This window comes from Glutamicibacter sp. AOP5-A2-18, assembly GCF_052446055.1.
In the GTDB taxonomy this organism is placed as follows: domain Bacteria; phylum Actinomycetota; class Actinomycetes; order Actinomycetales; family Micrococcaceae; genus Glutamicibacter.
On sequence record NZ_JBQSVW010000001.1, the window covers coordinates 2,024,535 to 2,046,173 of the forward strand.

21 protein-coding genes are annotated in these 21,639 nt (G+C 55.4%); 7 read left to right on the forward strand and 14 right to left on the reverse strand.

The genetic code is table 11. The annotated features are described in order from the left end of the window. Positions 1-9: 9 nt before the first annotated feature. The 7 genes from uvrC to ACT3RW_RS09665 form a co-directional block, all read right to left on the reverse strand. Complete coding sequence (gene uvrC / locus ACT3RW_RS09635; RefSeq protein ID WP_444613586.1) at positions 10-1,956, reverse strand: excinuclease ABC subunit UvrC; 1,947 nt, start codon at positions 1,954-1,956, stop codon at positions 10-12. A 3-nt stretch (positions 1,957-1,959) separates the two neighbouring features. Further along, positions 1,960-2,631: a lysophospholipid acyltransferase family protein gene (locus ACT3RW_RS09640; RefSeq protein WP_444613587.1), complete on the reverse strand. Its 672-nt coding sequence runs from the start codon at positions 2,629-2,631 to the stop codon at positions 1,960-1,962. Then, a complete protein-coding gene (locus ACT3RW_RS09645) occupies positions 2,632-3,336 on the reverse strand; it encodes an HAD hydrolase-like protein (protein ID WP_444613588.1) in 705 nt (234 codons plus the stop codon). A gap of 87 nt (positions 3,337-3,423) precedes the next feature. After that, the gene (uvrA, locus tag ACT3RW_RS09650) at positions 3,424-6,294 is read right to left on the reverse strand and encodes an excinuclease ABC subunit UvrA (RefSeq protein WP_444613589.1); all 2,871 of its coding nucleotides are present in this window, start codon (positions 6,292-6,294) and stop codon (positions 3,424-3,426) included. A gap of 691 nt (positions 6,295-6,985) precedes the next feature. Next, positions 6,986-7,525, reverse strand: coding sequence for a hypothetical protein (locus ACT3RW_RS09655; protein WP_444613590.1), 540 nt, complete (start codon positions 7,523-7,525; stop codon positions 6,986-6,988). A 27-nt stretch (positions 7,526-7,552) separates the two neighbouring features. Next, positions 7,553-7,984, reverse strand: a complete 432-nt coding sequence (locus ACT3RW_RS09660; protein WP_444613591.1) for a hypothetical protein — start codon at positions 7,982-7,984, stop codon at positions 7,553-7,555. A gap of 177 nt (positions 7,985-8,161) precedes the next feature. Beyond that, positions 8,162-8,539 (reverse strand): GntR family transcriptional regulator, encoded by a 378-nt coding sequence (locus tag ACT3RW_RS09665; protein ID WP_444613592.1) that lies wholly within the window; start codon positions 8,537-8,539, stop codon positions 8,162-8,164. A gap of 94 nt (positions 8,540-8,633) precedes the next feature. Here ACT3RW_RS09665 and ACT3RW_RS09670 point away from each other — a divergent pair, with 94 nt between their 5' ends. Next, positions 8,634-9,287, forward strand: coding sequence for an MBL fold metallo-hydrolase (locus ACT3RW_RS09670; RefSeq protein WP_444613593.1), 654 nt, complete (start codon positions 8,634-8,636; stop codon positions 9,285-9,287). A 108-nt stretch (positions 9,288-9,395) separates the two neighbouring features. Beyond that, entirely contained in the window at positions 9,396-10,046 is a 651-nt protein-coding gene (locus ACT3RW_RS09675; protein WP_131088438.1) for a phosphatase PAP2 family protein, read from the forward strand. Here the strand turns inward: ACT3RW_RS09675 and ACT3RW_RS09680 are convergent. After that, the gene (locus ACT3RW_RS09680; protein WP_131088439.1) at positions 10,028-10,822 is read right to left on the reverse strand and encodes a methyltransferase domain-containing protein; all 795 of its coding nucleotides are present in this window, start codon (positions 10,820-10,822) and stop codon (positions 10,028-10,030) included. The genes ACT3RW_RS09675 and ACT3RW_RS09680 overlap by 19 nt on opposite strands. A gap of 76 nt (positions 10,823-10,898) precedes the next feature. Here ACT3RW_RS09680 and ACT3RW_RS09685 point away from each other — a divergent pair, with 76 nt between their 5' ends. From ACT3RW_RS09685 to ACT3RW_RS09695, 3 genes are read left to right on the forward strand one after another with little or no spacing between them, the layout of a single operon-like run. Further along, the gene (locus ACT3RW_RS09685) at positions 10,899-13,430 is read left to right on the forward strand and encodes a DEAD/DEAH box helicase (RefSeq protein WP_444613594.1); all 2,532 of its coding nucleotides are present in this window, start codon (positions 10,899-10,901) and stop codon (positions 13,428-13,430) included. Between the two features lie 6 nt (positions 13,431-13,436). Beyond that, complete coding sequence (locus ACT3RW_RS09690; protein ID WP_444613595.1) at positions 13,437-13,847, forward strand: NUDIX domain-containing protein; 411 nt, start codon at positions 13,437-13,439, stop codon at positions 13,845-13,847. Positions 13,848-13,879: 32 nt separating this feature from the next. After that, a complete protein-coding gene (locus tag ACT3RW_RS09695; protein ID WP_444613596.1) occupies positions 13,880-14,074 on the forward strand; it encodes a hypothetical protein in 195 nt (64 codons plus the stop codon). On the opposite strand, the gene ACT3RW_RS09700 is transcribed toward ACT3RW_RS09695, so the two are convergent. Then, complete coding sequence (locus tag ACT3RW_RS09700; RefSeq protein WP_444613597.1) at positions 14,071-14,823, reverse strand: metal-dependent hydrolase; 753 nt, start codon at positions 14,821-14,823, stop codon at positions 14,071-14,073. The genes ACT3RW_RS09695 and ACT3RW_RS09700 overlap by 4 nt on opposite strands. A 62-nt stretch (positions 14,824-14,885) precedes the next feature. Between ACT3RW_RS09700 and ACT3RW_RS09705 the strand changes: the two genes are divergently transcribed. Both ACT3RW_RS09705 and ACT3RW_RS09710 read left to right on the forward strand, forming a co-directional pair. Next, complete coding sequence (locus ACT3RW_RS09705; protein ID WP_444613598.1) at positions 14,886-15,371, forward strand: GNAT family N-acetyltransferase; 486 nt, start codon at positions 14,886-14,888, stop codon at positions 15,369-15,371. A gap of 2 nt (positions 15,372-15,373) precedes the next feature. Beyond that, complete coding sequence (locus tag ACT3RW_RS09710; protein WP_131088442.1) at positions 15,374-16,660, forward strand: alpha/beta fold hydrolase; 1,287 nt, start codon at positions 15,374-15,376, stop codon at positions 16,658-16,660. Positions 16,661-16,791: 131 nt separating this feature from the next. Here the strand turns inward: ACT3RW_RS09710 and ACT3RW_RS09715 are convergent, their stop codons facing one another. From ACT3RW_RS09715 to coaE, 5 genes are all read right to left on the reverse strand, one after another. Beyond that, the gene (locus ACT3RW_RS09715; RefSeq protein ID WP_444613599.1) at positions 16,792-17,244 is read right to left on the reverse strand and encodes a MarR family winged helix-turn-helix transcriptional regulator; all 453 of its coding nucleotides are present in this window, start codon (positions 17,242-17,244) and stop codon (positions 16,792-16,794) included. Between the two features lie 97 nt (positions 17,245-17,341). Continuing rightward, on the reverse strand, positions 17,342-18,379 hold the full coding sequence (locus ACT3RW_RS09720) for a TerC/Alx family metal homeostasis membrane protein (protein WP_444613600.1): 1,038 nt from the start codon (positions 18,377-18,379) through the stop codon (positions 17,342-17,344). 243 nt (positions 18,380-18,622) lie between these two features. Next, complete coding sequence (gene uvrB / locus ACT3RW_RS09725; RefSeq protein ID WP_444613601.1) at positions 18,623-20,710, reverse strand: excinuclease ABC subunit UvrB; 2,088 nt, start codon at positions 20,708-20,710, stop codon at positions 18,623-18,625. A gap of 74 nt (positions 20,711-20,784) precedes the next feature. Continuing rightward, positions 20,785-21,033: a hypothetical protein gene (locus ACT3RW_RS09730; RefSeq protein WP_262197528.1), complete on the reverse strand. Its 249-nt coding sequence runs from the start codon at positions 21,031-21,033 to the stop codon at positions 20,785-20,787. 15 nt (positions 21,034-21,048) lie between these two features. Then, positions 21,049-21,633, reverse strand: coding sequence for a dephospho-CoA kinase (coaE, locus tag ACT3RW_RS09735; protein ID WP_444613602.1), 585 nt, complete (start codon positions 21,631-21,633; stop codon positions 21,049-21,051). Positions 21,634-21,639 lie beyond the last annotated feature (6 nt).

A 21,639-nucleotide genomic window follows, 5' to 3' on the forward strand; every position in this document is an offset into this window, starting at 1 on the left:
ATTCCAAGGCTAGTCGACAATTTCGCCTGTCGTCATATTCACACCAGTAAGTGAAGCATCTTCGAGGGAGTCTTTGATGATTGTCGCAAGTTTCTCTCCCACCCCTGGGACTTCAACCAGTTCAGCAATACTTGCTGCACGGATCTTCTTCATGGAGCCAAAGTGCTTACGCAGCGCTGCTTGCTTAGCTTTGCCAAGACCTGGGACAGCGTCCAGATCAGAGGCAATCATGGACTTGGCACGCTTCTCACGGTGGAAGGTGATGGCGAATCGGTGCGCCTCATCGCGCAATCGTTGGACCAGGTACAGCGCATCAGAAGCGCGCGGAAGAATCACCGGGAACGGATCATCCGGTAGCCACAGTTCCTCCAAGCGCTTAGCTAGACCAACTACAGGTATATCGTCGATCCCCAGATCGTCCATGGCTTTTTGCGCGGCAGCAACCTGAGGCGGGCCACCATCCACGATCACCAATGACGGCGGGTAAGAGAACTTCTTTTTGGTGCTCTCCCCTATCTCATCCTCGGTCACCGCACCAGTTGCAAAGGAGGCAGGGTCAACCTTCTCTTTGAGGTAGCGGCTGAAGCGTCGGTAAATGACGTCGTACATGCTCGCGGTATCGTCGCGTGAGGCATCCCCAGTGATCGAGAACTTACGATATTCGCTCTTTTTCGGAAGCCCATCTTCAAAGACCACCATGGAGGCAACCACGTTGGTTCCCTGAGTATGCGACGCGTCGTAGCACTCAATACGCAGTAGTGCTTGTTGGGTACCCAGTGCTTCCTGAAGTTCCTGCATGGCCAAGGAACGGGTTGTGATGTCCCCTGCACGCTTGGACTTGTGAAGTCGAAGTGCCTGTTCCGCATTCTCTTTCACAGTCCCGGCCAACGCAGCCTTGTCGCCGCGTTGGGCAACGCGCAAAGAAACCTTGGAACCGCGTAGCTCTGAAAGCCACTGCGTCACGTCGTTAATGTCATCGGGTAGGGATGGCACAAGAATTTCACGAGGAATGCGGTCCGCGTGGTCAGCATAAATTTGGGTGAGCAATTGCTCTACAAATTCGGCGTCGGTTACGTCCGCGACCTTCTCAACAACCCAACCGCGCTGTGACCGGATTCGACCGTCTCGAACATGGAACACCTGAACGGATGCTTCCAATTCATCGCCGTGCACACCGAAAATATCGGCTTCAGTACGGTCGTCCAAAACCACTGCGTTTCGTTCAAAGACTCGCTTCAATGCGGCGATATCATCACGGTAGCGGGCGGCTTTTTCGTATTCCAATTCCGCTACAGCATCCTGCATTTTCACCGTTAGTGCCTTGGTGAACTTGGTTGCTTCGCCACCCATGAAGGTGCATAAATCATCGGCGAGCTGACGGTGGTCTTCCTGGGAGATCCGGCCCACACAGGGTGCGGAACACTTGTCGATATATCCGAGCAGACACGGGCGCCCCGAGGCTTCTGCTCGTTTAAAGACACCAGGGGCGCAACTGCGCACAGGGAAGACACGTAGCAGGGTATCTAGAGTTTCGCGGATTGCTTTGGCGGGGTAAAAGGGGCCAAAGTATTTAACGCCCTTGCGCTTATCTCCACGCATGACCAACGCACGAGGGTATTTCTCGTTGAGCGTGATCGCAAGATAGGGATAAGACTTGTCGTCTCTGAAGACGATATTAAACCGCGGGTTGTATTCCTTGATCCAGACGTACTCCAGCTGCAGAGCTTCAAGCTCTGAACCAACAACGGTCCATTCCACGCTGCCTGCTGTGTAGACCATGGTCCGTGTTTTGGGCGTGAGCCGATCTGGATTGGCGAAGTAAGACGTCAGTCGATTGCGGAGAACTTTGGCTTTGCCAACATAAATCACCCGGCCGTGTTCGTCACGGAAACGATACACACCGGGATTAGTTGGAATGTCCGAAGTTTTCGGACGGTAACTTGCTGGATCAGCCATGGGTCATTTCGCGTCTGGAGGTAACTGATTGTATGATTCCACGCGTTCTTGACCGGACAGAGCGGCAATCGCATCCACGATCTGGTCAGTTGCCTGACGACGTTGCGGCAGCGGATGTTTGCGCCCCAGCTGGTCAAACTGCAGTGGTTCACCAAAACGAATCTGGAATTTTGCGGGCCTAAATCCTTTAGAACCTGCAGGCTGTAACTTTTCAGTACCAATCAGTCCGACAGGAACCACAGGAACACCAGTGGTTAGCGCAAGCCAACCCACACCGGTTCGACCGCGGTAGAGCTTACCGTCGCGCGAGCGGGTGCCCTCGGGATAGATTCCGATGCCCCCGCCTTCTTCGATGATCTCCACTAGTGAATCCAGGGCAGCCACCGAGGCAGCCTGCTCACCACGCTGTACTGGAATTGAGCCTACGGATTCGAAGAAAGTCTTCATCAACTTTCCTTTGACTCCGGGAGTTGTGAAATATTCTGCCTTCGCAAAAAATGCCACGTCGCGGGGCGTCAAGGCTTGGATAATGAGCGAGTCAAAGAAGGAGAGGTGGTTGGATGCGACAATAAATCCGCCTTCCTTGGGGACGTTTTCAAGTCCAGTAACCTCGGCACGGCACACGCCATGGATGACGCCGCGAATCGAAGAACGGGTCATGGTGTAGATGCTCATTTATTTTGCACCTTCCTGCATGACGTTTGGTTCAAGTTCTAATGATTTAGCTGCCTGTTCCCCTAGCAGAGCTACCGCCAATTCCTGCGTGGTGTCTACTAGTAGGTCAGCATGGGAAAGTTCGTCCCCTTGAGCGAAGCCCCAAGCTACGCCGATGGATGAGACCGAATTTTCTCGTGCCGCATCCACATCGTAGTATCGATCGCCGATCACTACGCTGGACGACGCGTCCAACTCGGCGTCTTTCAATGCGGCAGCAACAATATGTGTCTTGCTTGAACCCATGGCGCCGTGTTCACCGTCGTTACCGTGGATTGCATCAAGGTGTTCGGTCAATCCCTTGCGGTCCAATAACAACCGGGCAATATTCACCGGTTTTGCCGTCGTGACCGCAACGTAGATATTCGCGCGACGCAGAGCCTGCAACAGCTCGATGATCCCGGGATACACCTTCGACTCATCCATGCCGACTTCCTCGTAGCGCGTACGGTAAGTGGCGATGATTTGATCGATGTTTGTGTCGGTGACGCCTTCAATGGTTCGAAGTCCCACTTGCAACGGTGGACCGACCAAAGCTTCAACTCGTGACTCCCCCGGATCGGCTAATCCGTGAGCCACAAGGGCATGGCGAATTCCCGAAGTAATGGCACCTGCGGGGTCCACGAGAGTCCCGTCAAGATCGAAGAGCGCACTTGTTACCGACATATTCACTTAGCTATCTTCCCACGAAGCGGGCGCGGGTCAGGAATCCATGACTGAAAAGGCATATTTCCCTGATCCGCGCCCCGGGTTCTACAGGATTTCCGCGAGGAACTTTCCGGTATGCGACTCGCTGACCTTGGCTACCTTTTCCGGGGTTCCGGTCGCCAAGATAGTTCCACCACCGGATCCGCCTTCAGGACCTAGATCAATCACCCAATCGGCAGACTTGATGACGTCCAAGTTGTGCTCAATGGTCAAAACGGTGTTGCCCTTGTCGACCAGGCTTTGCAAGACCAGCAGCAGCTTTCGAATATCTTCGAAGTGCAGACCAGTGGTGGGCTCATCCAGAACGTAGATGGACCGACCGTTGGAACGCTTCTGCAATTCGGCGGCGAGCTTCACGCGCTGAGCCTCACCACCGGACAGAGTGGTGGCAGGCTGTCCAAGGCGGACGTAGCCCAAGCCCACATCAACCAGTGTGCGAAGGTGGCGCGCAATCGGGGTGAAGGCACTGAAGAATTCTGCACCCTCGGCGATTGGCATATTCAGAACGTCAGCGATGTTCTTGCCCTTGTAGAGCACCTGCAAGGTCTCGCGGTTGTAGCGTGCCCCATGGCACACTTCGCACGGAACGTAGACGTCAGGCAGGAAGTTCATCTCGATCTTAAGCGTTCCGTCGCCGGAGCAAGATTCGCAACGTCCGCCCTTCACGTTGAACGAGAAGCGACCTGGCTGGTAACCGCGTAGCTTCGCTTCATTGGTCTCCGCGAAAAGCTTACGGACATGATCAAAGACGCCGGTGTAGGTGGCAGGGTTTGACCGTGGGGTACGACCGATTGGCGACTGGTCAACATGCACGACCTTGTCCAAGTGTTCCAAACCCAACACTCGGGTGTGGCGACCTGGCACCTGCTTGGCACCGTTAAGTTTGTTGGCCAGCACCTTGTACAGGATGTCGTTCACCAGGGTCGATTTACCTGAACCAGATACACCGGTCACTGCCGTAAGCAGACCCAGCGGGAATTCAACCGATACGTCCTGCAGGTTGTTCTCGTTGGCGCCAACGACCTTGAGCTTGCGATCCTTATCAACCTTGCGTCGCTTGGTTGGGATGTCGATCTGCTTGCGACCGGACAGGTAGTCACCGGTCAAAGAGCGTGTATTGGCTTTGAGTCCTTCGACTGATCCGGAGTGGACAACTTCGCCACCGTTCTCGCCCGCACCTGGACCGATGTCAACAATCCAATCGGCCTCAGCGATGGTGTCTTCATCGTGCTCCACAACGATCAAAGTATTTCCCAATGAGCGCAGGCGCAGAAGGGTATCGATCAGGCGTCGGTTATCTCGCTGGTGCAAACCGATCGAAGGTTCATCGAGAACATACAGCACGCCCACCAGGCCTGAACCAATTTGGGTGGCAAGTCGAATACGCTGCGCTTCGCCGCCTGAAAGTGTTCCGGCGGCACGCTCTAGCGTCAGGTATTCCAGTCCAACGTCCAGCAAGAACTTCATGCGGGCGTCGATTTCCTTAACCACCTGACCTGCAATCTTCGCTTCACGCGCTGAGAGGTCAATGTTAGATAGGAAGTTTGCTGCACTGCGCAGGTCCATGGCAGAAACCTCTGCAATGGAACGGCCGCCGACGAGCACCGAAAGGGAAGCTGGGTTCAGTCGCGCGCCACCACAGGTAGGGCATGGGATCTGACGCATGTACTGCTCGTAACGATCGCGAGCGTGATCCGACTCGGTCTCTTCATGCTTGCGGTGCACGTAGGAGATGACGCCTTCAAAACCAGTTGAGTACTTGCGTTCGCGGCCAAAACGGTTCTTGTACTGAACAACAACCTTGTGGTCTTTACCGCTGAGGATCGCTTCGCGAGCCGTGGCTGGCAGATCTTTCCACCGGGTGCTCATGCTGAAGCCAAGTTCTTGGCCGAGCCCCTCAATAAGACGGTTCCAGTACTCGGTGGTTGCCTTACCCAGTGACCACGGAGCGATAGCACCCTCAGCCAAGGTGACCTCCGGATCGGGAACGATCAGGTGTTCGTCAACTTCGAGCTTGGTACCGATACCGGAGCAGGCAGCACAAGCACCGAATGGGTTGTTGAAGGAGAAAGTGCGAGGCTCAATCTCATCAATGGCTAGCGGGTGCTCATTAGGGCACGCAAGATTTTCGGAGAACGAGCGGACACGTTTGGGATCATCGGCATCCAGGTCAACAAAGTCGGCCAATACTCGACCATCGGCGATGCCCAGAGCCGTCTCGATGGAATCCGTCAAACGCTGTCGGGCATCTTCCTTGATTGCTAGACGGTCAACCACTACCTCAATGGTGTGCTTAACCTGCTTGGCCAGCTTCGGAGGATCATTAAGTTGGATCGTTTCGCCGTCAACTCGGGCACGCGAGAAGCCCTTTGAGGAAAGCTCCGCAAAGAGGTCAACAAACTCACCCTTGCGTGAACGAACAACCGGAGCGAGGATCTGGAAACGAGTTTTTTCAGGTAGCTCCATCAACTGATCCACGATTTGCTGAGGAGTCTGCTTGGAGATCGGCTCATGACAAATCGGGCAATGTGGGTGACCAACACGGGCCCAGAGCAGGCGCATGTAGTCGTAGACCTCGGTAATCGTACCGACGGTTGAACGAGGGTTTTTGCTGGTCGACTTCTGATCGATCGACACCGCTGGAGAAAGTCCCTCAATGAAGTCCACGTCCGGCTTGTCTACCTGCCCGAGGAACATGCGGGCGTACGCAGAAAGTGACTCGACATAACGACGCTGACCTTCGGCAAAGATCGTGTCGAAAGCGAGCGAGGATTTGCCGGAACCGGAAAGCCCGGTGAAGACAATCATCGCGTCACGCGGTAGATCAATGTCTACGTTCTTAAGGTTGTGCTCACGCGCGCCCTTGACGATCAGGCGCGTAAGATCTGTTTTATTGCTGTCTGCAGTAGTAGCCACGAGCCCATACTAATCGAAAACTACTTCGAATAAGTGTACGAGTGGTTCTATCTCACAGAAATTTTTTCACAGGCTCACCAACGCATTCGGCGAGCGCCAATCTGCGCCTTACTGCCCGTCCGTAGCCGTCATTCGGTAAGCCATCATGCCTTCTAAGCCGTTGAGTACAACAACTTCTTTCTCGTCGTACCCTGCCCGTCGAAATTCTTGTACCGTCGGTATGCCCTTACTCGGTTTCCATGTCCCGCGCTTACACACTATTTCGGCCTCATCGAAGCTGGTGCCCCCCCGATGCTTTGTGTTCCGTTGGTACTTCAGTACCTAAGGTCGCGGAGTAAATAACGTATGGCTCGCGATCCTCCGAACAAATTGCGTTTTCTCCCACAACATCCGCCAATGGGACAACGGTGCCATCGGCGTTACTAACCGCTTTGTCGCCACCCCTGAGTGGAAGTATCGAGGTATTATCGTCGACGCGCGGTATTCCAGCCGTTTCTACCCTGGCATCGAAGTCGTAAGGATCGCTAAGTTTGTATTGCTACTTTTTTGGCGCCGGTCTTCACATCCAATGCAACCGCGCTCCACGCAGCATCGTCTATTTCCACCGAGTAGTAGTCATCTTGTCTCGCCGTCAGTGTTTGCTTGACCCCGTCGTAGTAGCAAATAACGATCGTGTCGTCATTGGCTTCGTTTATTTGGGGCGAGTCGAATCCGCACCGTGGCGAGATACCCGCTTGGGACCACAAGGTTTTTCCTGTCTTCGCATCAAGCGCAACAAGTTTCGACAGATCGGCAAGCCGGTATTCAGCTCTCTTTTTATCGGTTTCAAAGAAATCGTCCTGGCTGTGTGAGCCAGAGCCGAGCAGAATTTCTTTGTTTTTTCTACGCTTGTCCAGTTCCAGCCGCCGGATGTTGAATACCCTTTAGCGAAGACTTCTTCGTAGGGCCGTTCCCACAACGTCTTGGTTCCTTTGGAGAAATTGAGCATCTGTTTGTCGTTCTTGTGCCAGTAGGAGAAGATGCCTTCGCCCAGATGGCGCCCGCCTTGCTGGTACCCGAATTCGAGCTTGTTCTCAGGTACCGTGAACCATTGCTTGCTGGACCAATCAAATTTCATGTGCTGATGGTCAAGATACTGCTCATTACGCACCTTTGAACCTTCAGTGCAGAAAGTCTTGCCGCAGACATTTGGCCGGTTTCCCCAAAGTTCAAAATTGTTGTTGATCTTCACTGGTTTACCAGTGGCAACATCGACGATCTAGAGTGTCCCCACGGCGCCCGTTTTTGTTCCGGTATAGGCCACGTAGTTCTTGCCATCATGTTCTACGGTTTCGATACTTGGACTGATGCCCCGCGCATCGGCTGCACCGAGTGCCTCGTCTTTCCACACTTGCTTACCGTTTTTCAGATTCCGCGCGATCACTTCCAGCTGCGGGCCAACACGTCGATAGGCAATGGCCACATCGTCAATTACGGTTGGATCCGATACGAGAACTTCTTCGGTTTTCCACGCAAAGCTCGCGGGAACGGGAACTTGTTCCTCGGCTTTCTCGGCTTGCTCGGCAGGCGCGGGACTGGATTCAGTCTTGTTGGCAGTACAACCGGCCAAGGCACCGTTGAGGATGAGTGCGCTGATGGCAATTGCGGTGATGCTTCTCGAAGTTACGTGGCGATGTGCAGTCGAATTCATGGTGTTTTCCTGCCCTGGGAACATTGATTTAGTTCCTGAGTCTAAACCCAGATTTCAAAGGCCCAAGAGGGTGATCCACAAACTTTTAGAACCGTTCCTTGATACGGAACATCACAGCGCTATGGCGCCCAGTGGCGCACTACTAGGTAGCTCGCGCTACATCAAGCTCGTCATTTCTCAGCGTGGCAAAGAGCTAAAAGCGGCACGCAGGTATTTCACGGCGGTCGCTTCATCCACTGACCATAGCTGCGCAATCCGAGCCAGGTCTGCTGCGGCATCGCTGACTTCCTGCTCACCGCGATCGTCGGTCGCCTGTACCACGGTGCCGTGACGACCACGGGTGACGACGGCCCCCTGCAGTTCTAGCTCCTTGTATACCTTGGCTACTGTATTAACCGCCAAATTCAGCGTCCCAGACAACGCCCGAACTGAAGGCAGCTTTGTACCTGGTGCAAGCTTTCCCTTAGCAATGGCGGAGAGTATTTGTTCCCGGACCTGCTGGTACGGCGCCACGGTGGAGTTGGGGTCAATCTTGATGAATGCTAGTTCGCTCATGCTGTACTCCATTCGTTGGAACTGTATCTACTGTTGTCCCGAGCCTATCTTTAAAGGTCGCGTTGACCATATATTCCGTCGTAGTGTGAGTGGTATGAACGAACTATTGCTAGATGACGTGACCATCCGCTGGACCTCCGTTTCCGACATGGAAAACAATGTTTACCTCATAACTCACCGAGGGACCGGCGAGCAGCTGCTTGTTGATGCTGCCGACGACGTCCCTGCAATTGCAGAACTCATTCGGGCCTCGCAAGGTGATGCGCAAGAACCACAAATTGTTGGTATTGCCACCACACACCAGCATTGGGACCACATTCGTGCGCTGTCCGACATCGTCGAAAAATACCCTGTTACCACCTATGCCGGCGCCGAGGACATGACCGGCATCGCTGAAGAATCTGGTGTTCAAATCACCAACGGGTTGAACCATGGTGATCAGTTAAAGCTCGGCGACGTAATTATTGAAGCCATCCACCTGCGCGGACACACGCCAGGTTCCATTGGCTATGCGCTAGTTGATTCCTCCGGACAGCCGGTCGTACTCAGCGGTGACAGCCTCTTCCCCGGCGGCGTTGGCAACACGTGGAAAGACCCACAGCGCTTCCTCTCACTGATTACCGACGTCTCCGAACGAATCTTCGATCGCTTCCCAGACGAAACCAAAGTATTGCCCGGGCATGGAGACACAACGACCCTAGGTGAACAACGCCCGCATCTTGATCAGTGGCGCGAACGCGGCTGGTAAACAGTGTCGCCGGATGCCCCAAGGTTTACTTGTGGGCATCTCGCACTGGCAGTTCGGTGATAGCTCACTGAATTTGGCGCACAGCCCGGATCCGTATAATCGCCACTCGTGAGTCTTTCCCCCACCGCGAAATATAAGATCCGACCGACTCGACCAGCAATGGTAGTTGTCGCACTGGTCCTCATCGCCGCGCTATCTTTCCCGCTGCGTGATGTCCTGTACTCGGGCATCAGTGGCGTCGTCGTTTCCTCATCTTTGCTGTCGGCTATCGTGATTTTTTGCTCCGACGCCCTGCTCAAGCTGTTAGTGCTAGGCGCCGTTGCGCTCACCATCACTTGCTGGTTTCGGGATCGTCCACCTTTTTTGTCTCTAGCCTCCGGTGGCATTGGCGCTGGAATTGGCTATGTGCTCAGTGAACTCATCAAAGCAATTTTCCGCGAGGAACGACCGTGCAATTCTCTTGATGTGCTCACCGCGATGGCTTGCCCGGCCTCGGGAGACTGGTCTTGGCCGTCCAATCATTCTGTAGTCGCGGCCGCTATCGCCACGGCGTGCACTCTGGTGGTCCCGAAGCTGGCCAAGTATGCGATCCCACTAGCTATAGTTATCGGTCTGTCTAGGGTCGGCGTCGGGGCACACTACTTCCACGATGTAGTTTCGGGGCTGGCGTTAGGCACCTTGAGCGTGATCATCGCAGTGAAAGTTCTGCCTGAATTGCTGCAGAAACTAGTGCCTGCCCGCTACTGGGTCAGTTTGTGACCGATCACGAATATTCGACGGAATGGGAAGTTTGTTAGCTTCGTACCGTCCGGGGTCTGCACCGATGGGTAGTGAATGCTGACTACCGCTCGATAGTCATCCTCAAATTCTAGATAGTCCTCTGCGTCCAATACCGCTTTCACCGGCAATAGTGCCGTACCGCGAACCCAATCCACAATGGGGTCATCGCCGGGCAACAATTGCTGGAATGTTGTCTCCCAGACATTTGCTTGGAATCCTTGCTGCAGCAATAGCCGCTGATACTCCTCTGGTTCTCCCACAACGTGGCCGTCGCGTAGTACTCCCCCGAGCTTCTGAATCCACTTTGGACTTTCGGCCACTTCGCGCATCAGCGCATGAGAAGGTGAACGGAAGTTCCCTGGCATCTGGATCGCTACATAGGCTCCGGGTTTCATAGTGCCCAACCATGAGGACAGTAGCTCCCGGTGATTCGGAAGCCATTGCAACATCGCATTGGAGAACAACAGATCTAGGTTTTCGGCGGGTCGCCATGTGGTGGCATCAGCTAAGGCAAAATCTAGGTTCGGTTCATGTTCCGAAGACTTAGCCTTCGCGATCATTTCCGCAGAAGAGTCCAGACCGGTCACCTGAGCATCGGGCCATCGTTGCGCCAACAGCCGAGTCATATTCCCCGGTCCGCAGCCCAAATCGACAATATTTTTCGGCTCAATTTCGGTTAGCTGCCCGAGCAAGTCTTTATATGGACGTCCGCGGTAATCGGAGAATTCTGTGTACTTAGCTGGATCCCATTTCATGCCCTCAGCCTAATCCTTTGTTCTACGGGCTACTAGGCACCGAGACATGGCGTTGAACCGATAGGCTAGTAACATCATGTTGCTCACCGATTATTTGCCAGCAGACAGCAAAAACGTTTCCGACGACGAAATCTACGAGGCTTTCGGCCAATGGGTCACCACCCGTGGTATCAACCTCTACCCTGCCCAGGATGAAGCGTCGATGGCGCTGGCCGGCGGCAACAACGTCATCCTTGCCACCCCGACCGGCTCCGGCAAATCTTTGGTCGCCATCGCAGCGCATTTTTATGCCATGTCCCGCGATCAGATCAGCTTCTACACTGCGCCGATCAAGGCACTAGTCTCCGAGAAGTTTTTTGACCTCTGCAAAATCTTTGGTGCAGAAAACGTCGGTATGGTCACCGGAGATTCCTCCGTCAACGCCGACGCTCCGATCATTTGCTGCACGGCCGAGATCTTAGCCAACATTGCCTTGCGCGAAGGTTCCCGCGCAGATGTCGGATGCGTGATCATGGACGAATTCCACTTCTACGCTGACCCACAGCGCGGCTGGGCCTGGCAAGTTCCCCTGATCGAACTTCCACAGGCTCAGTTCCTGCTCATGAGCGCCACCTTGGGCGATGTGACCCGCTTTGAGAAAGAACTCGAGGAGCGCACCGGAACGCCGACCGTCACGGTCGCACACACCGAACGCCCGATCCCCTTGCACTTCTACTACTCGATGGAGCCTGTGCAGGAAGCCGTCGAGGAACTGATCAAGACCAAGCAGGTCCCGATCTACATCGTGCACTTCTCCCAACTCGACGCCATTGATCGCGCCACCGGGTTGATGAGCGTTAATGTAGCCACGCGTGAGGAGAAGGAAAAGATCTCCGAGATGATCGGTGGCTTCCGCTTCGCCGCTGGTTTTGGCAAGACGCTGAACCGTTTGGTCCGCCACGGCATCGGCATCCACCACGCCGGCATGCTCCCTAAGTACCGTCGCCTGGTGGAACAGCTCGCGCAGGCAGGTCTACTCAAGGTCATTTGCGGTACCGACACCTTGGGCGTGGGCATCAACGTGCCTATCCGCACGGTGGTCATCACCGCGCTGTCCAAATTCGACGGCACCCGTACACGCATCGTTAATGCCCGCGAGTTCCATCAGATTGCTGGTCGAGCCGGACGTGCTGGTTTTGATACCGCTGGTACCGTACTGGTTCAGGCCCCTGAGCATGCCATCGAAAATCACAAGGCCATGGAAAAGGCGCTGAAGAAGCACGGCGAAGGTTCCTCGAAGCTCAAACAGATCCCTAAGAAGAAGCCACCACAGAACTTTGTCACCTGGGGCGAAAAGACCTACGACAAGATTGTTGCTGCTGCCCCAGAAACGCTGAAGTCCTCGTTCCAGGTTTCGCACTCGATGCTGCTGAACCTTTTGGAACGTGAAGACAACGCCTTCGAGGCCGCGGTCCGTTTGCTCAGCGAAAACCATGAGACACCTGCCGCCCAGCGAAAGTTGAAACTGCGTGCACTGGGCATCTTGCGTGAGCTGATCGCCACCGAAGTTGTTGTCCGCCGAGACGAACCAGATCAGTACGGTAACTACTACGAGTTGACCGTGCACCTGCAGCAGAACTTTGCGCTGAACCAACCGCTCTCGCCTTTTGCACTCGCTGCCTTGGATCTGTTGGATCCAGATTCTGCCAGTTACGCCCTCGACGTCGTCTCGGTGATCGAAGCGACCCTCGAAAAGCCGCGCCAGATACTTTCCGGGCAGGAGAAAAAGGCTCGGGGCGAAGCCATTGCCGCGATGAAGGCCGAAGGCATGGACTACAACGACCGCATGAACGCGCTGGATGAGATTACTTATCCGATGCCTTTGGCGGAAAAGCTTGAGGCCGCGTTTGAACAATATCGTTCGGGTGCTCCGTGGCTGGCCGACTTTGAGGTGCAGCCCAAGTCGATCGTTCGCGACATGTACGAACGTGCCATGGGCTTCTCCGATTTTGTCCAGTACTACCAGCTGGCGCGCTCCGAGGGTGTGTTGTTGCGCTACCTCACCGATGCGTATAAGGCCCTGCGCCAAACAGTTCCCCAAGATTCACTGCGCGAAGACCTTGAAGATCTGATCGAGTGGCTCGGAGAGATGATCCGCCAGATTGATTCCTCGTTGCTTGACGAATGGGAAGAGTTGTCGCGTGGCGAGCTGAGCGAGGAAACCGAAACTGCCCCACCTCCAGCTCCGGAAAAGCTGACCAGCAATAAGCGTGCCTTCCGCGTGATGGTCCGCAACGAAATGTTCCGCAGGGTTAAGCTCTTCGCCGACGAGCAAGACCAAGCCCTCGGTGAGCTTGATGGCCACAACGGGTTTGATTCCGACGCTTGGGCCGATGCCTTGGACGGATACTTTGACGAGCACGAGGACATCGACGACGGTCCCACCGGTCGCAGCAGCGCCTTGTTCATCGTCAACGAGTTGCCCAATCGTGTCTGGGAAGTTCGCCAGATCTTTGCGGACCCAGCCGAACATCATGACTGGGGTATTAGCGCCACGATCTCCTTGGATGATTCCGATGAGGTCGGAGCGCCGGTCGTGACCGTAACCTCCGTTGGCCGGCTGGACTAATCTCGGGTGAAAGCGATCGCTTACGCGTTGATGGTTCGTGATGACCAGGTCTTGCTGCAACTGCGGCAAGGCACTGGTTTCATGGACGGATATTGGAGCGCAGCCGCCGCTGGGCATGTAGAACCTGGTGAATCTGCGGCAGCTGCAGCAGTTCGAGAGGCTAGTGAGGAACTCGGAGTGCTCATTCAGCCTACGGATCTGCGTCTGTTGACCGTTTCGTCGCGTCACCAGAACCATCACGGCTCGGCCAAGACTTACGAAGACCACTTTTTCGTCGCCCGAAATTGGTCGGGAACACCAGTGATCCAGGAACCGCAAAGGGCCGCAGAGCTGCGCTGGTTTGGGACAGGGAAGCTACCTTCAATGACAGTCCCGCACGAATTGGTAGCACTGGGTCGGCTCGTAGGCAGTGAGTAGCCAAGTTAGTGACGTTGTCGTAGGGTATGGCCATGAATGGATTCAGACTCCGTGTCACGGGAGCATGCCTCGTGCTGCTAACCGTAGTTGGTCTACTCAGTGGCTGGTCGGCACTTTTCAGCCCTGACGCGTTGGTGTCTACCACGGTGCAGATTGGCTCGTTGATCCTAGGAACCGCGCTTGTTTACTGCGGCGAGAACCTTGCACCGCTGGGTGAAGCTAGCTAGGCAACGATGAGCGCAATTCCAACATAGGTCGTCAGAAGCGTGGCCAGTAACCATTCCGCGGTCGATCCGGTCTCCGCCAGCACGGGGACTGCAAGTCGCCCGTTGGACTTCCAGCAGCCGCCAATTACCGGGATCCTACGGAACCATCGTGGGGACCCGATCTTGATCGGCCAGATCAAATTGCATCCGCCGACCGTGAGCATATCCCCCACAACATGGACGATGACGCCCACTGCCACGGCCAATAGGAACCACTGATTCGCTTCAGGTGCGTTCACCCCAACAAAGGCACCCGTGGCCAGGGCGATGATCCAGCAGAGCATGGGCGGCATGAATTTAACCGACTTCACTGCGAAGGATATAAGCAGAATCGCGAATAATGCTGCTCCAGGATAGATCGTGCCGAGGGCCGCGGTGGCCACGTCCCAACCGTTGGCCAGCCATGCCAAGAAGATGAAAAACGCCATTCCAATAATCGAGTGGGTACCGTTTCGGTGGCCGCCGGAGGCTTCGCCGATAACCCGAGCAAAAATGGATGAAAACGGCGGAAGTGAACGTGCGATCGTGGCGCCGTGATGATCAGCATCAGGTAATAACGCGGCTCCGGCACACACAATTGCTCCGGCGAGTGTCTCCCAACGGTCCATCTGGAATGTTCCCAGCCCGAGGTTTACAGTCCCAACGGTCACTGGAGTTGTAATTGCCAACCATGCGGCTGCGCCGCTCACCGCGTGGTGTCCACCCATCATGAATTCAACCTTAGGACTGGTCACCGACGTTTTAGCTGCATGACAGCGGTAAGCTAGAACACATGAGTATTGTGCGCGAAGCAGTCATCAACGACTGCCCGATGATTCTGGAACTAATCAACGAACTTGCTGTGTATGAGAAGGAACCGGATGCGGTGCGCAACACCGTGAAGGATCTGGAAGAGCACTTGTTCGGCCCTAACCCACAGGCTTTCGCCCATGTGGCTCAGGATGATCAGGGTTCGGTCGTTGGCATTGCCATCTGGTACTTGACCTACTCCACCGGGGAGGGCCGGCATGGGATCCACTTGGAAGATCTCTACGTTCGCTCCAGCCAGCGCGGGCTTGGCACCGGCACCGCGCTCTTACGTCAGCTCGCAGAAATTTGTGTTCAGCGAGGATACAAGCGTTTAGAGTGGGACGTCCTAGATTGGAATGAACCTGCGATCAAGTTTTACGACTCGATTGGCGCAGGTTCACAGAACGGTTGGATAACTCGACGGCTAGATGGCGCCGCACTTGAAGAACTCGGATCGCAAGGAGCATAAAAATGGCACATTACCGCGGCATGGACGTCACCGATCATCGCATCGATGTTCCGCTGGACTACTCGCGCCCAGAAGGTGAAAAGATCTCGGTTTTTGCCAGAGAAGTCAGCACCGACTCAACTAAGCCGTGGTTGCTGTTCTTACAGGGCGGCCCGGGTGGCAAGTCGCCACGGCCAGCTTCCCTTTCGGGTTGGCTCGCCGAAGCCACCAAGCACTTCCGAGTGCTCTTGCTCGATCAGCGTGGCACCGGGCTTTCCACGCCGGCCAACCGCAAGACCCTGGCACTGCGCGGAGACTCAGCAGCACAAGCACGGTACTTGGAGTATTTCCGCGCCGACTCCATTGTCAAAGATGCTGAAGCGCTTCGTGAGCATCTGGGCGTGGAAAAGTGGAGCACCTTTGGCCAGAGCTACGGCGGGTTCTGCACGCTGACTTATCTTTCGCTCTTCCCCGCGTCACTATCGCGTTGCCTTGTTACCGGCGGGCTAGCGTCGTTGGATCAGGATGCACGGACCGTGTACCGGGCAACCTATGCACGCATGGCCGAACGTAATCGTGAATTTTTCTCCTGGTATCCAGAAGACTTCGACAAGTTGCACCAGATTTACCAGCACGTGCGTGAAAACCATGACGAGTTTTTGCCCAACGGACAGCAAGTTACTGTGCCACTGGTGCAGATGTTGGGCATGTACCTGGGTGGAAATACCCGCGTGCACCTGCTTCACCATATCTTCGAAGAAGCCTTTAGCCCGACTCCTGGTGGCCTACGACTTTCCGATACGTTCCTTGACGCTTTATATGCGCAGTCATCGTTTGCGTCGAACCCGCTCTATGCGTTGATGCACGAGAGTATCTATGCCCAAGGCGAGGCGACGAACTTTGCCGCCGAAGACGTGCTCAGTGAATTTGAGGAGTTCACCGAGCACGCGAAAACTCCATTGTTGACCGGCGAGATGATCTTCCGTTGGCACTTTGCCCAAGATCCAGCACTGCGCCCGCTGGAAGATGTTGCGCGGATCTTGGCCGAACACGAGCATTTTGCGCCACTCTACGACCTGGATGTACTAGCCGAGAACACCGTCCCGGTGGCCGCTGCCGTGTACCACGACGACGTCTACGTCGACCGCGAGCTCTCCTTGCGTACGGCCTCGCAGGTTGCGGGTCTACAGACGTGGGTCACTGATGAGTACCACCACGATGGCATCGGCGATGACGGTCCAGCAATTTTCCGCCGCCTGTTGGCCATGACCAACGGTGAAGATCCTGAAGCGGCCGCAAAGGGCGATTGATTTCTAGAAACACACAGGCGCGCCGTTTCCAAACATGTTTGGAAACGGCGCGCCTCTTTGTTTAATACTGTGTGTTTAATGCATGTCTCTGGCCAGCACGATCACTAGGACGTGCGGCCAGAGAGCCTGATCTAGCTATCTAAACCTGCAGCAATCTGATTGTTCAGCTGCTGCAACAACGCTACAGCGCGGGCCAGAACTCGCTGGTCTTCTTCGCTAAAGCCTTCGATGCCACCCAAAAGAACGTTCATTGCGCGTTCACGATAGCCTTCGATTTCCCTGCGTCCAGCTTTGGTGAGGTTCACTAGGCTGGCCCTGCGATCCTTCGGATCATCTTGACGCTTGACCATACGATCTTTTTCAAGCCGTATGACCAGCCCGGTCATCGTTGGCTGGGCAACTCGTTGTTCAATGGCCAAGTCGCCCACTCGCTGAGCGCCCAAACGGTCCAAGGACGAGAGCACCCGCCAAGCGGTCACAGAGCGGCCTTGGCCTGCGCTCTGACCCAGGAGGCGAGACATTGTTCCTGAAGCGTGCGCAACGTCAGCAGCTACAGATTTGGAATCAGTTGGTGCATCGCTCATGAAATTTACCTCCAAGATAAGTTCGCTAGCTTGCATCGAGCCAGAGAAAACCCGCCGATCAACCTTGGAAGGCGAACCGGCGGGCTCATTCTGCTTATTAGATGTCGTCGCGCAAAGCCCTGTCAGAGGACGACGTCATCGAGTCGCCTTCAGCAGCTTCGGCGGCACGTCGACCCCATGGAGTCCACAAGGACATTACGGTCGCAACGATAATCGCGCCCAGGATCACCAGCAAGGACAGACCGGTCGAGATATCCAACCATGGGTAATCCAGGTGCTTGCCACCGTTGATGAATGGCAGGTTGTTCTCGTGCAGAGCGTGGAAGACCAGCTTCACGCCGATGAACGCCAGGATGAAGCTCAGTGCGTGCTTCAGGAAGACCAAACGGTTCATCAATCCACCCAGCAGGAAGTACAGCTGGCGCAGACCCATCAGGGCGAAGATGTTCGCGGTGAACACGATAAACGCAGACTTTGTCAGACCGAAGATGGCAGGAATCGAGTCAAAGGCGAACAGCAAGTCGGTCATACCGATGGTCACGAAGACCAGCACCATCGGGGTGAACAGCTTCTTTCCGTCGATCACGGTGCGCAGTTTTGCGCCGTCGAAATCATTGGAAATCGGCATACGGCTGGTCAGCTTCTTAACTAGACCGCTCTCTTCGTCCTCATCTTCGTCCTTGAGCTGGTTCCATGCGGTCCACAGCAGGAAGGCACCGAAGATGTAGAAGACCCACGACCACTGCTCAATAATGGCAGCACCGAGAACAATGAAGATTGCACGCAGGATCAGCGCGATAATAATGCCGAACATCAGCACTTCCTGCTGGTACTTACGAGGTACCGAGAAGCGCGCCATGATGATGATGAAGACGAACAAGTTGTCTACCGACAACGCATATTCGGTGATCCAGCCGGCGTAGAACTCCTGGCCGATCTGCGGTCCGGCTTGCCACCAGAGGATTCCGCCGAAGATCAAAGCTAAGGTGATGTAGATGCCGACAAAGATGCCAGCTTCCTTCATGGAGGGAATGTGAGGTCGCTTGGTGACGTACAGCAAGTCTGCGATTAGCACCGCACACAGCACGACCAGCGCGATGATCTCGAATTGAATGGTTATCCCATGAGTGCCCACAGACGAGCGACCTTTCGTTGGAGGGTATGGAAAATCGCCGCAAGTCTCTCCGCCGTCATCCAGGCAAACAAGTTAATTGAATGCTTGCCTATTGATCGGCTGCTGCGCCCGGCGAAGCATCATTGGTTCGCGTGTTGACGTTCACAGCATTGGGATACTCCCCTACGTCCAAAAAACCATTGTAGCGCACAGCATCTGCACAGACTTTTTGATCACACCAACCTGTCACAAACTGGTCGAGGATTAAGCGTGACCGGCGGCCTTCATCTGGCGCAGCTCCTTCTTCAATTCGGAGACCTCATCACGAATCCGCGCTGCCAGCTCAAACTGCAGCTCTGCGGCCACAGCATGCATCTGTTCGGTCATATCGCCGATCTGAGTCAACAAATCTTCGGCCGGCGCAGCCGCCAACCCATCCTTACGCACACTCGCTGAGGCCTTGGACCGCTTAGCGTCCTTGGCCAACCGGTTATTGTTCAGTAGCTCCTGCGTGTCGGCGTCTTCACGAGCCAACTGATCGGTGATGTCGGCGATCTTCTTGCGCAGCGGCATCGGATCGATCCCGTGCTCCTTGTTATGCGCTTCCTGAATGGCCCGGCGACGATTGGTCTCGTCGATCGCTTTGTCCATGGCATCGGTAATCTTATCCGCGTACATGATCACCTGGCCGGAGACGTTACGTGCGGCGCGACCAATGGTCTGAATCAGCGAGGTCGCCGAACGCAAGAAGCCCTGCTTGTCAGCATCGAGGATTGCCACTAGGGAGACTTCAGGCAGGTCCAAACCCTCACGGAGCAGGTTAATTCCCACCAGCACGTCGAAGGCACCCATACGCAATTCACGCAACAGCTCCACACGACGAATGGTGTCCACATCCGAGTGCAGGTACTGCACTCGGACCTGGTGCTCGGTCAGGTAGTCGGTCAGGTCCTCGGACATGCGCTTGGTCAAGGTAGTGACCAAGACGCGCTCATCACGCTGAACGCGCAGACGGATTTCATCGAGTAGATCATCGATCTGTCCCTTGGTGGGCTTCACGATAATCTCCGGGTCGATCAGGCCGGTGGGGCGAATGATCTGTTCCACATAACCATCGGACTTGCCCAGCTCGTACTTACCCGGGGTCGCCGAAAGATAGACGGTCTGCCCGATGCGCTGCAAAAACTCATCCCACTTCAGCGGACGGTTATCCATCGCGCTGGGAAGGCGGAAACCGTGCTCAACCAGCGTGCGCTTACGTGACATATCGCCTTCATACATGGCGCCGATCTGCGGCACGGTCACGTGCGACTCGTCGATCACCAGCAAGAAGTCGTCTGGGAAATAGTCGATCAAACAGTGTGGAGCGCTGCCGGCTTCGCGGCCATCAATGTGTCGCGAGTAGTTTTCGATGCCGTTGCAGAAGCCCATCTGCTCCATCATTTCCAGGTCATAGGTGGTGCGCATGCGCAACCGCTGGGCTTCAACGAGCTTGTTCTGCGATTCCAGCTCTTTGAGCCGTCCGGCCAGCTCGTCTTCAATCCGCTTGATGGCTTTGCCCATGCGCTCGGCGCCAGCAACATAGTGGCTGGCCGGGAAGATGTACATCTCGGTTTCTTCACGAATCACTTCACCGGTGACCGGATGCAGGGTGTAGATCGCTTCAACTTCGTCGCCGAAGAACTCGATGCGCACGGCCTGCTCTTCGTACATTGGAATAATCTCGACCGTATCGCCACGCACCCGGAAGGTGCCACGGTGGAAGTCCATGTCGTTTCGGGTGTACTGCATGGCGACAAACTGGCGCAACATCGCATCGCGGTTCAGCTCTTCACCGGTTCGCACGGTGACCATTCCGGCCACGTATTCTTCTGGCGTGCCCAAGCCGTAGATGCACGAAACGGTGGCAACAACAATGGTGTCGCGCCGGGTCAGCAAGGAATTGGTGGCCGAGTGGCGTAAACGCTCAACTTCCTCGTTGACCGAGGAGTCCTTCTCGATAAAGGTATCGGTCTGCGGGACGTAGGCCTCGGGCTGGTAGTAGTCGTAGTAGGAAACGAAATACTCCACCGCGTTGTTGGGCATCAGCTCGCGGAATTCGTTGGCCAGCTGAGCGGCCAGGGTCTTATTTTGCACCAGCACCAAGGTAGGGCGTTGTACCTGCTCCACCAGCCAGGCGGTGGTGGCAGATTTACCGGTACCCGTGGCGCCGAGCAGAACAATGTCCTTCTCGCCGTTGTTTAGCCGCTCGGTCAGCTGTTTGATGGCCTCCGGCTGGTCACCGGCTGGCTCATATTCGCTGATCACTTCGAAGGGAGCGACGACCCGCTTAATCGGCTGTGCAAGACTCATAGTTCCAGCATATCCACTTGCCCCCACCGTTTGAGCCTTGCCCTAGCCAGCTTTCAGCTTAAAGGGATAACTCACTACTTGCGCATACCGTAGCGGATGGCATTACGACGCACGGTGCGGCCGATGGCGTTGCTGAAAAAGCCACAGGTTAACACGGTCGCTGCAACAACGCCCAGCAGTGCTAGCCAGCCGGAAATGTAGACCACCGGCGAATATGGGCCTTGCTCCTGGCCGACAAACTCGGCACGACCGCCAAAGCCTAGCCACAGCACCAGAGCCACTGCGAAACTCGCGAGCATCGTCCATTTGGAAATCTTGAGCATTATTTCTCCTACTACCTACGTCAACTGCGCGAAGAGAACACTGACCTGTGCCTCAAGTTCTTCTAAACTGCCGGAATTGTCCAGCACAAAATCTGCGACCGCGGCACGCTGTTCGTCACTGGCCTGCGCAGCCATCCGTGCCTTTGCTTCCTCAACGCTCCACCCGCGGTCTTGGACCATGCGACGGATCCGCTCATCATGTGGGGCTTGGATAACGATCACCGCGTCAAACCGGTCAGCTTGCCCAGATTCAACCAACAGCGGGATGTCTTCTACCACCAGGGAGTCTTCAGGCGCCTTTGTACGAAGCGCGCCAGCGGCCTCGCGCACTAGAGGATGCACAATGTTGTTCAACGTCTGCCGTTGCTGTTCATCGGCGAAGACGATCGCACCCAACGCCTTGCGATCCAGAGCGCCATCGGGCAACAAAACCTCGGACCCAAATGCGTCTTTAATCGCAGCTAGGCCAGGTGTGCCAGGGGCAACCACATCGCGCGCCAAAGCGTCGGCATCGATCACTACCGCCCCGAGTTCGGCCAATTTAGCCGCTACGGCAGATTTTCCGGAGGCTACTCCCCCGGTCAGTCCAACATGCTTCATGCTCCC

Bases quoted from the DNA above. Each gene is read 5' to 3' on its own strand.
- uvrC (WP_444613586.1), bottom strand. From the start codon at position 1,956: ATGGCTGATCCAGCAAGTTACCGTCCGAAAACTTCGGACATTCCAACT.
- ACT3RW_RS09640 (WP_444613587.1), bottom strand. From the start codon at position 2,631: ATGAGCATCTACACCATGACCCGTTCTTCGATTCGCGGCGTCATCCAT.
- ACT3RW_RS09645 (WP_444613588.1), bottom strand. From the start codon at position 3,336: ATGTCGGTAACAAGTGCGCTCTTCGATCTTGACGGGACTCTCGTGGAC.
- ACT3RW_RS09660 (WP_444613591.1), bottom strand. From the start codon at position 7,984: ATGAATTCGACTGCACATCGCCACGTAACTTCGAGAAGCATCACCGCA.
- ACT3RW_RS09665 (WP_444613592.1), bottom strand. From the start codon at position 8,539: ATGAGCGAACTAGCATTCATCAAGATTGACCCCAACTCCACCGTGGCG.
- ACT3RW_RS09670 (WP_444613593.1), top strand. From the start codon at position 8,634: ATGAACGAACTATTGCTAGATGACGTGACCATCCGCTGGACCTCCGTT.
- ACT3RW_RS09680 (WP_131088439.1), bottom strand. From the start codon at position 10,822: ATGAAATGGGATCCAGCTAAGTACACAGAATTCTCCGATTACCGCGGA.
- ACT3RW_RS09685 (WP_444613594.1), top strand. From the start codon at position 10,899: ATGTTGCTCACCGATTATTTGCCAGCAGACAGCAAAAACGTTTCCGAC.
- ACT3RW_RS09695 (WP_444613596.1), top strand. From the start codon at position 13,880: ATGAATGGATTCAGACTCCGTGTCACGGGAGCATGCCTCGTGCTGCTA.
- ACT3RW_RS09700 (WP_444613597.1), bottom strand. From the start codon at position 14,823: ATGATGGGTGGACACCACGCGGTGAGCGGCGCAGCCGCATGGTTGGCA.
- ACT3RW_RS09705 (WP_444613598.1), top strand. From the start codon at position 14,886: ATGAGTATTGTGCGCGAAGCAGTCATCAACGACTGCCCGATGATTCTG.
- ACT3RW_RS09710 (WP_131088442.1), top strand. From the start codon at position 15,374: ATGGCACATTACCGCGGCATGGACGTCACCGATCATCGCATCGATGTT.
- ACT3RW_RS09715 (WP_444613599.1), bottom strand. From the start codon at position 17,244: ATGAGCGATGCACCAACTGATTCCAAATCTGTAGCTGCTGACGTTGCG.
- uvrB (WP_444613601.1), bottom strand. From the start codon at position 20,710: ATGAGTCTTGCACAGCCGATTAAGCGGGTCGTCGCTCCCTTCGAAGTG.
- ACT3RW_RS09730 (WP_262197528.1), bottom strand. From the start codon at position 21,033: ATGCTCAAGATTTCCAAATGGACGATGCTCGCGAGTTTCGCAGTGGCT.
- coaE (WP_444613602.1), bottom strand. From the start codon at position 21,633: ATGAAGCATGTTGGACTGACCGGGGGAGTAGCCTCCGGAAAATCTGCC.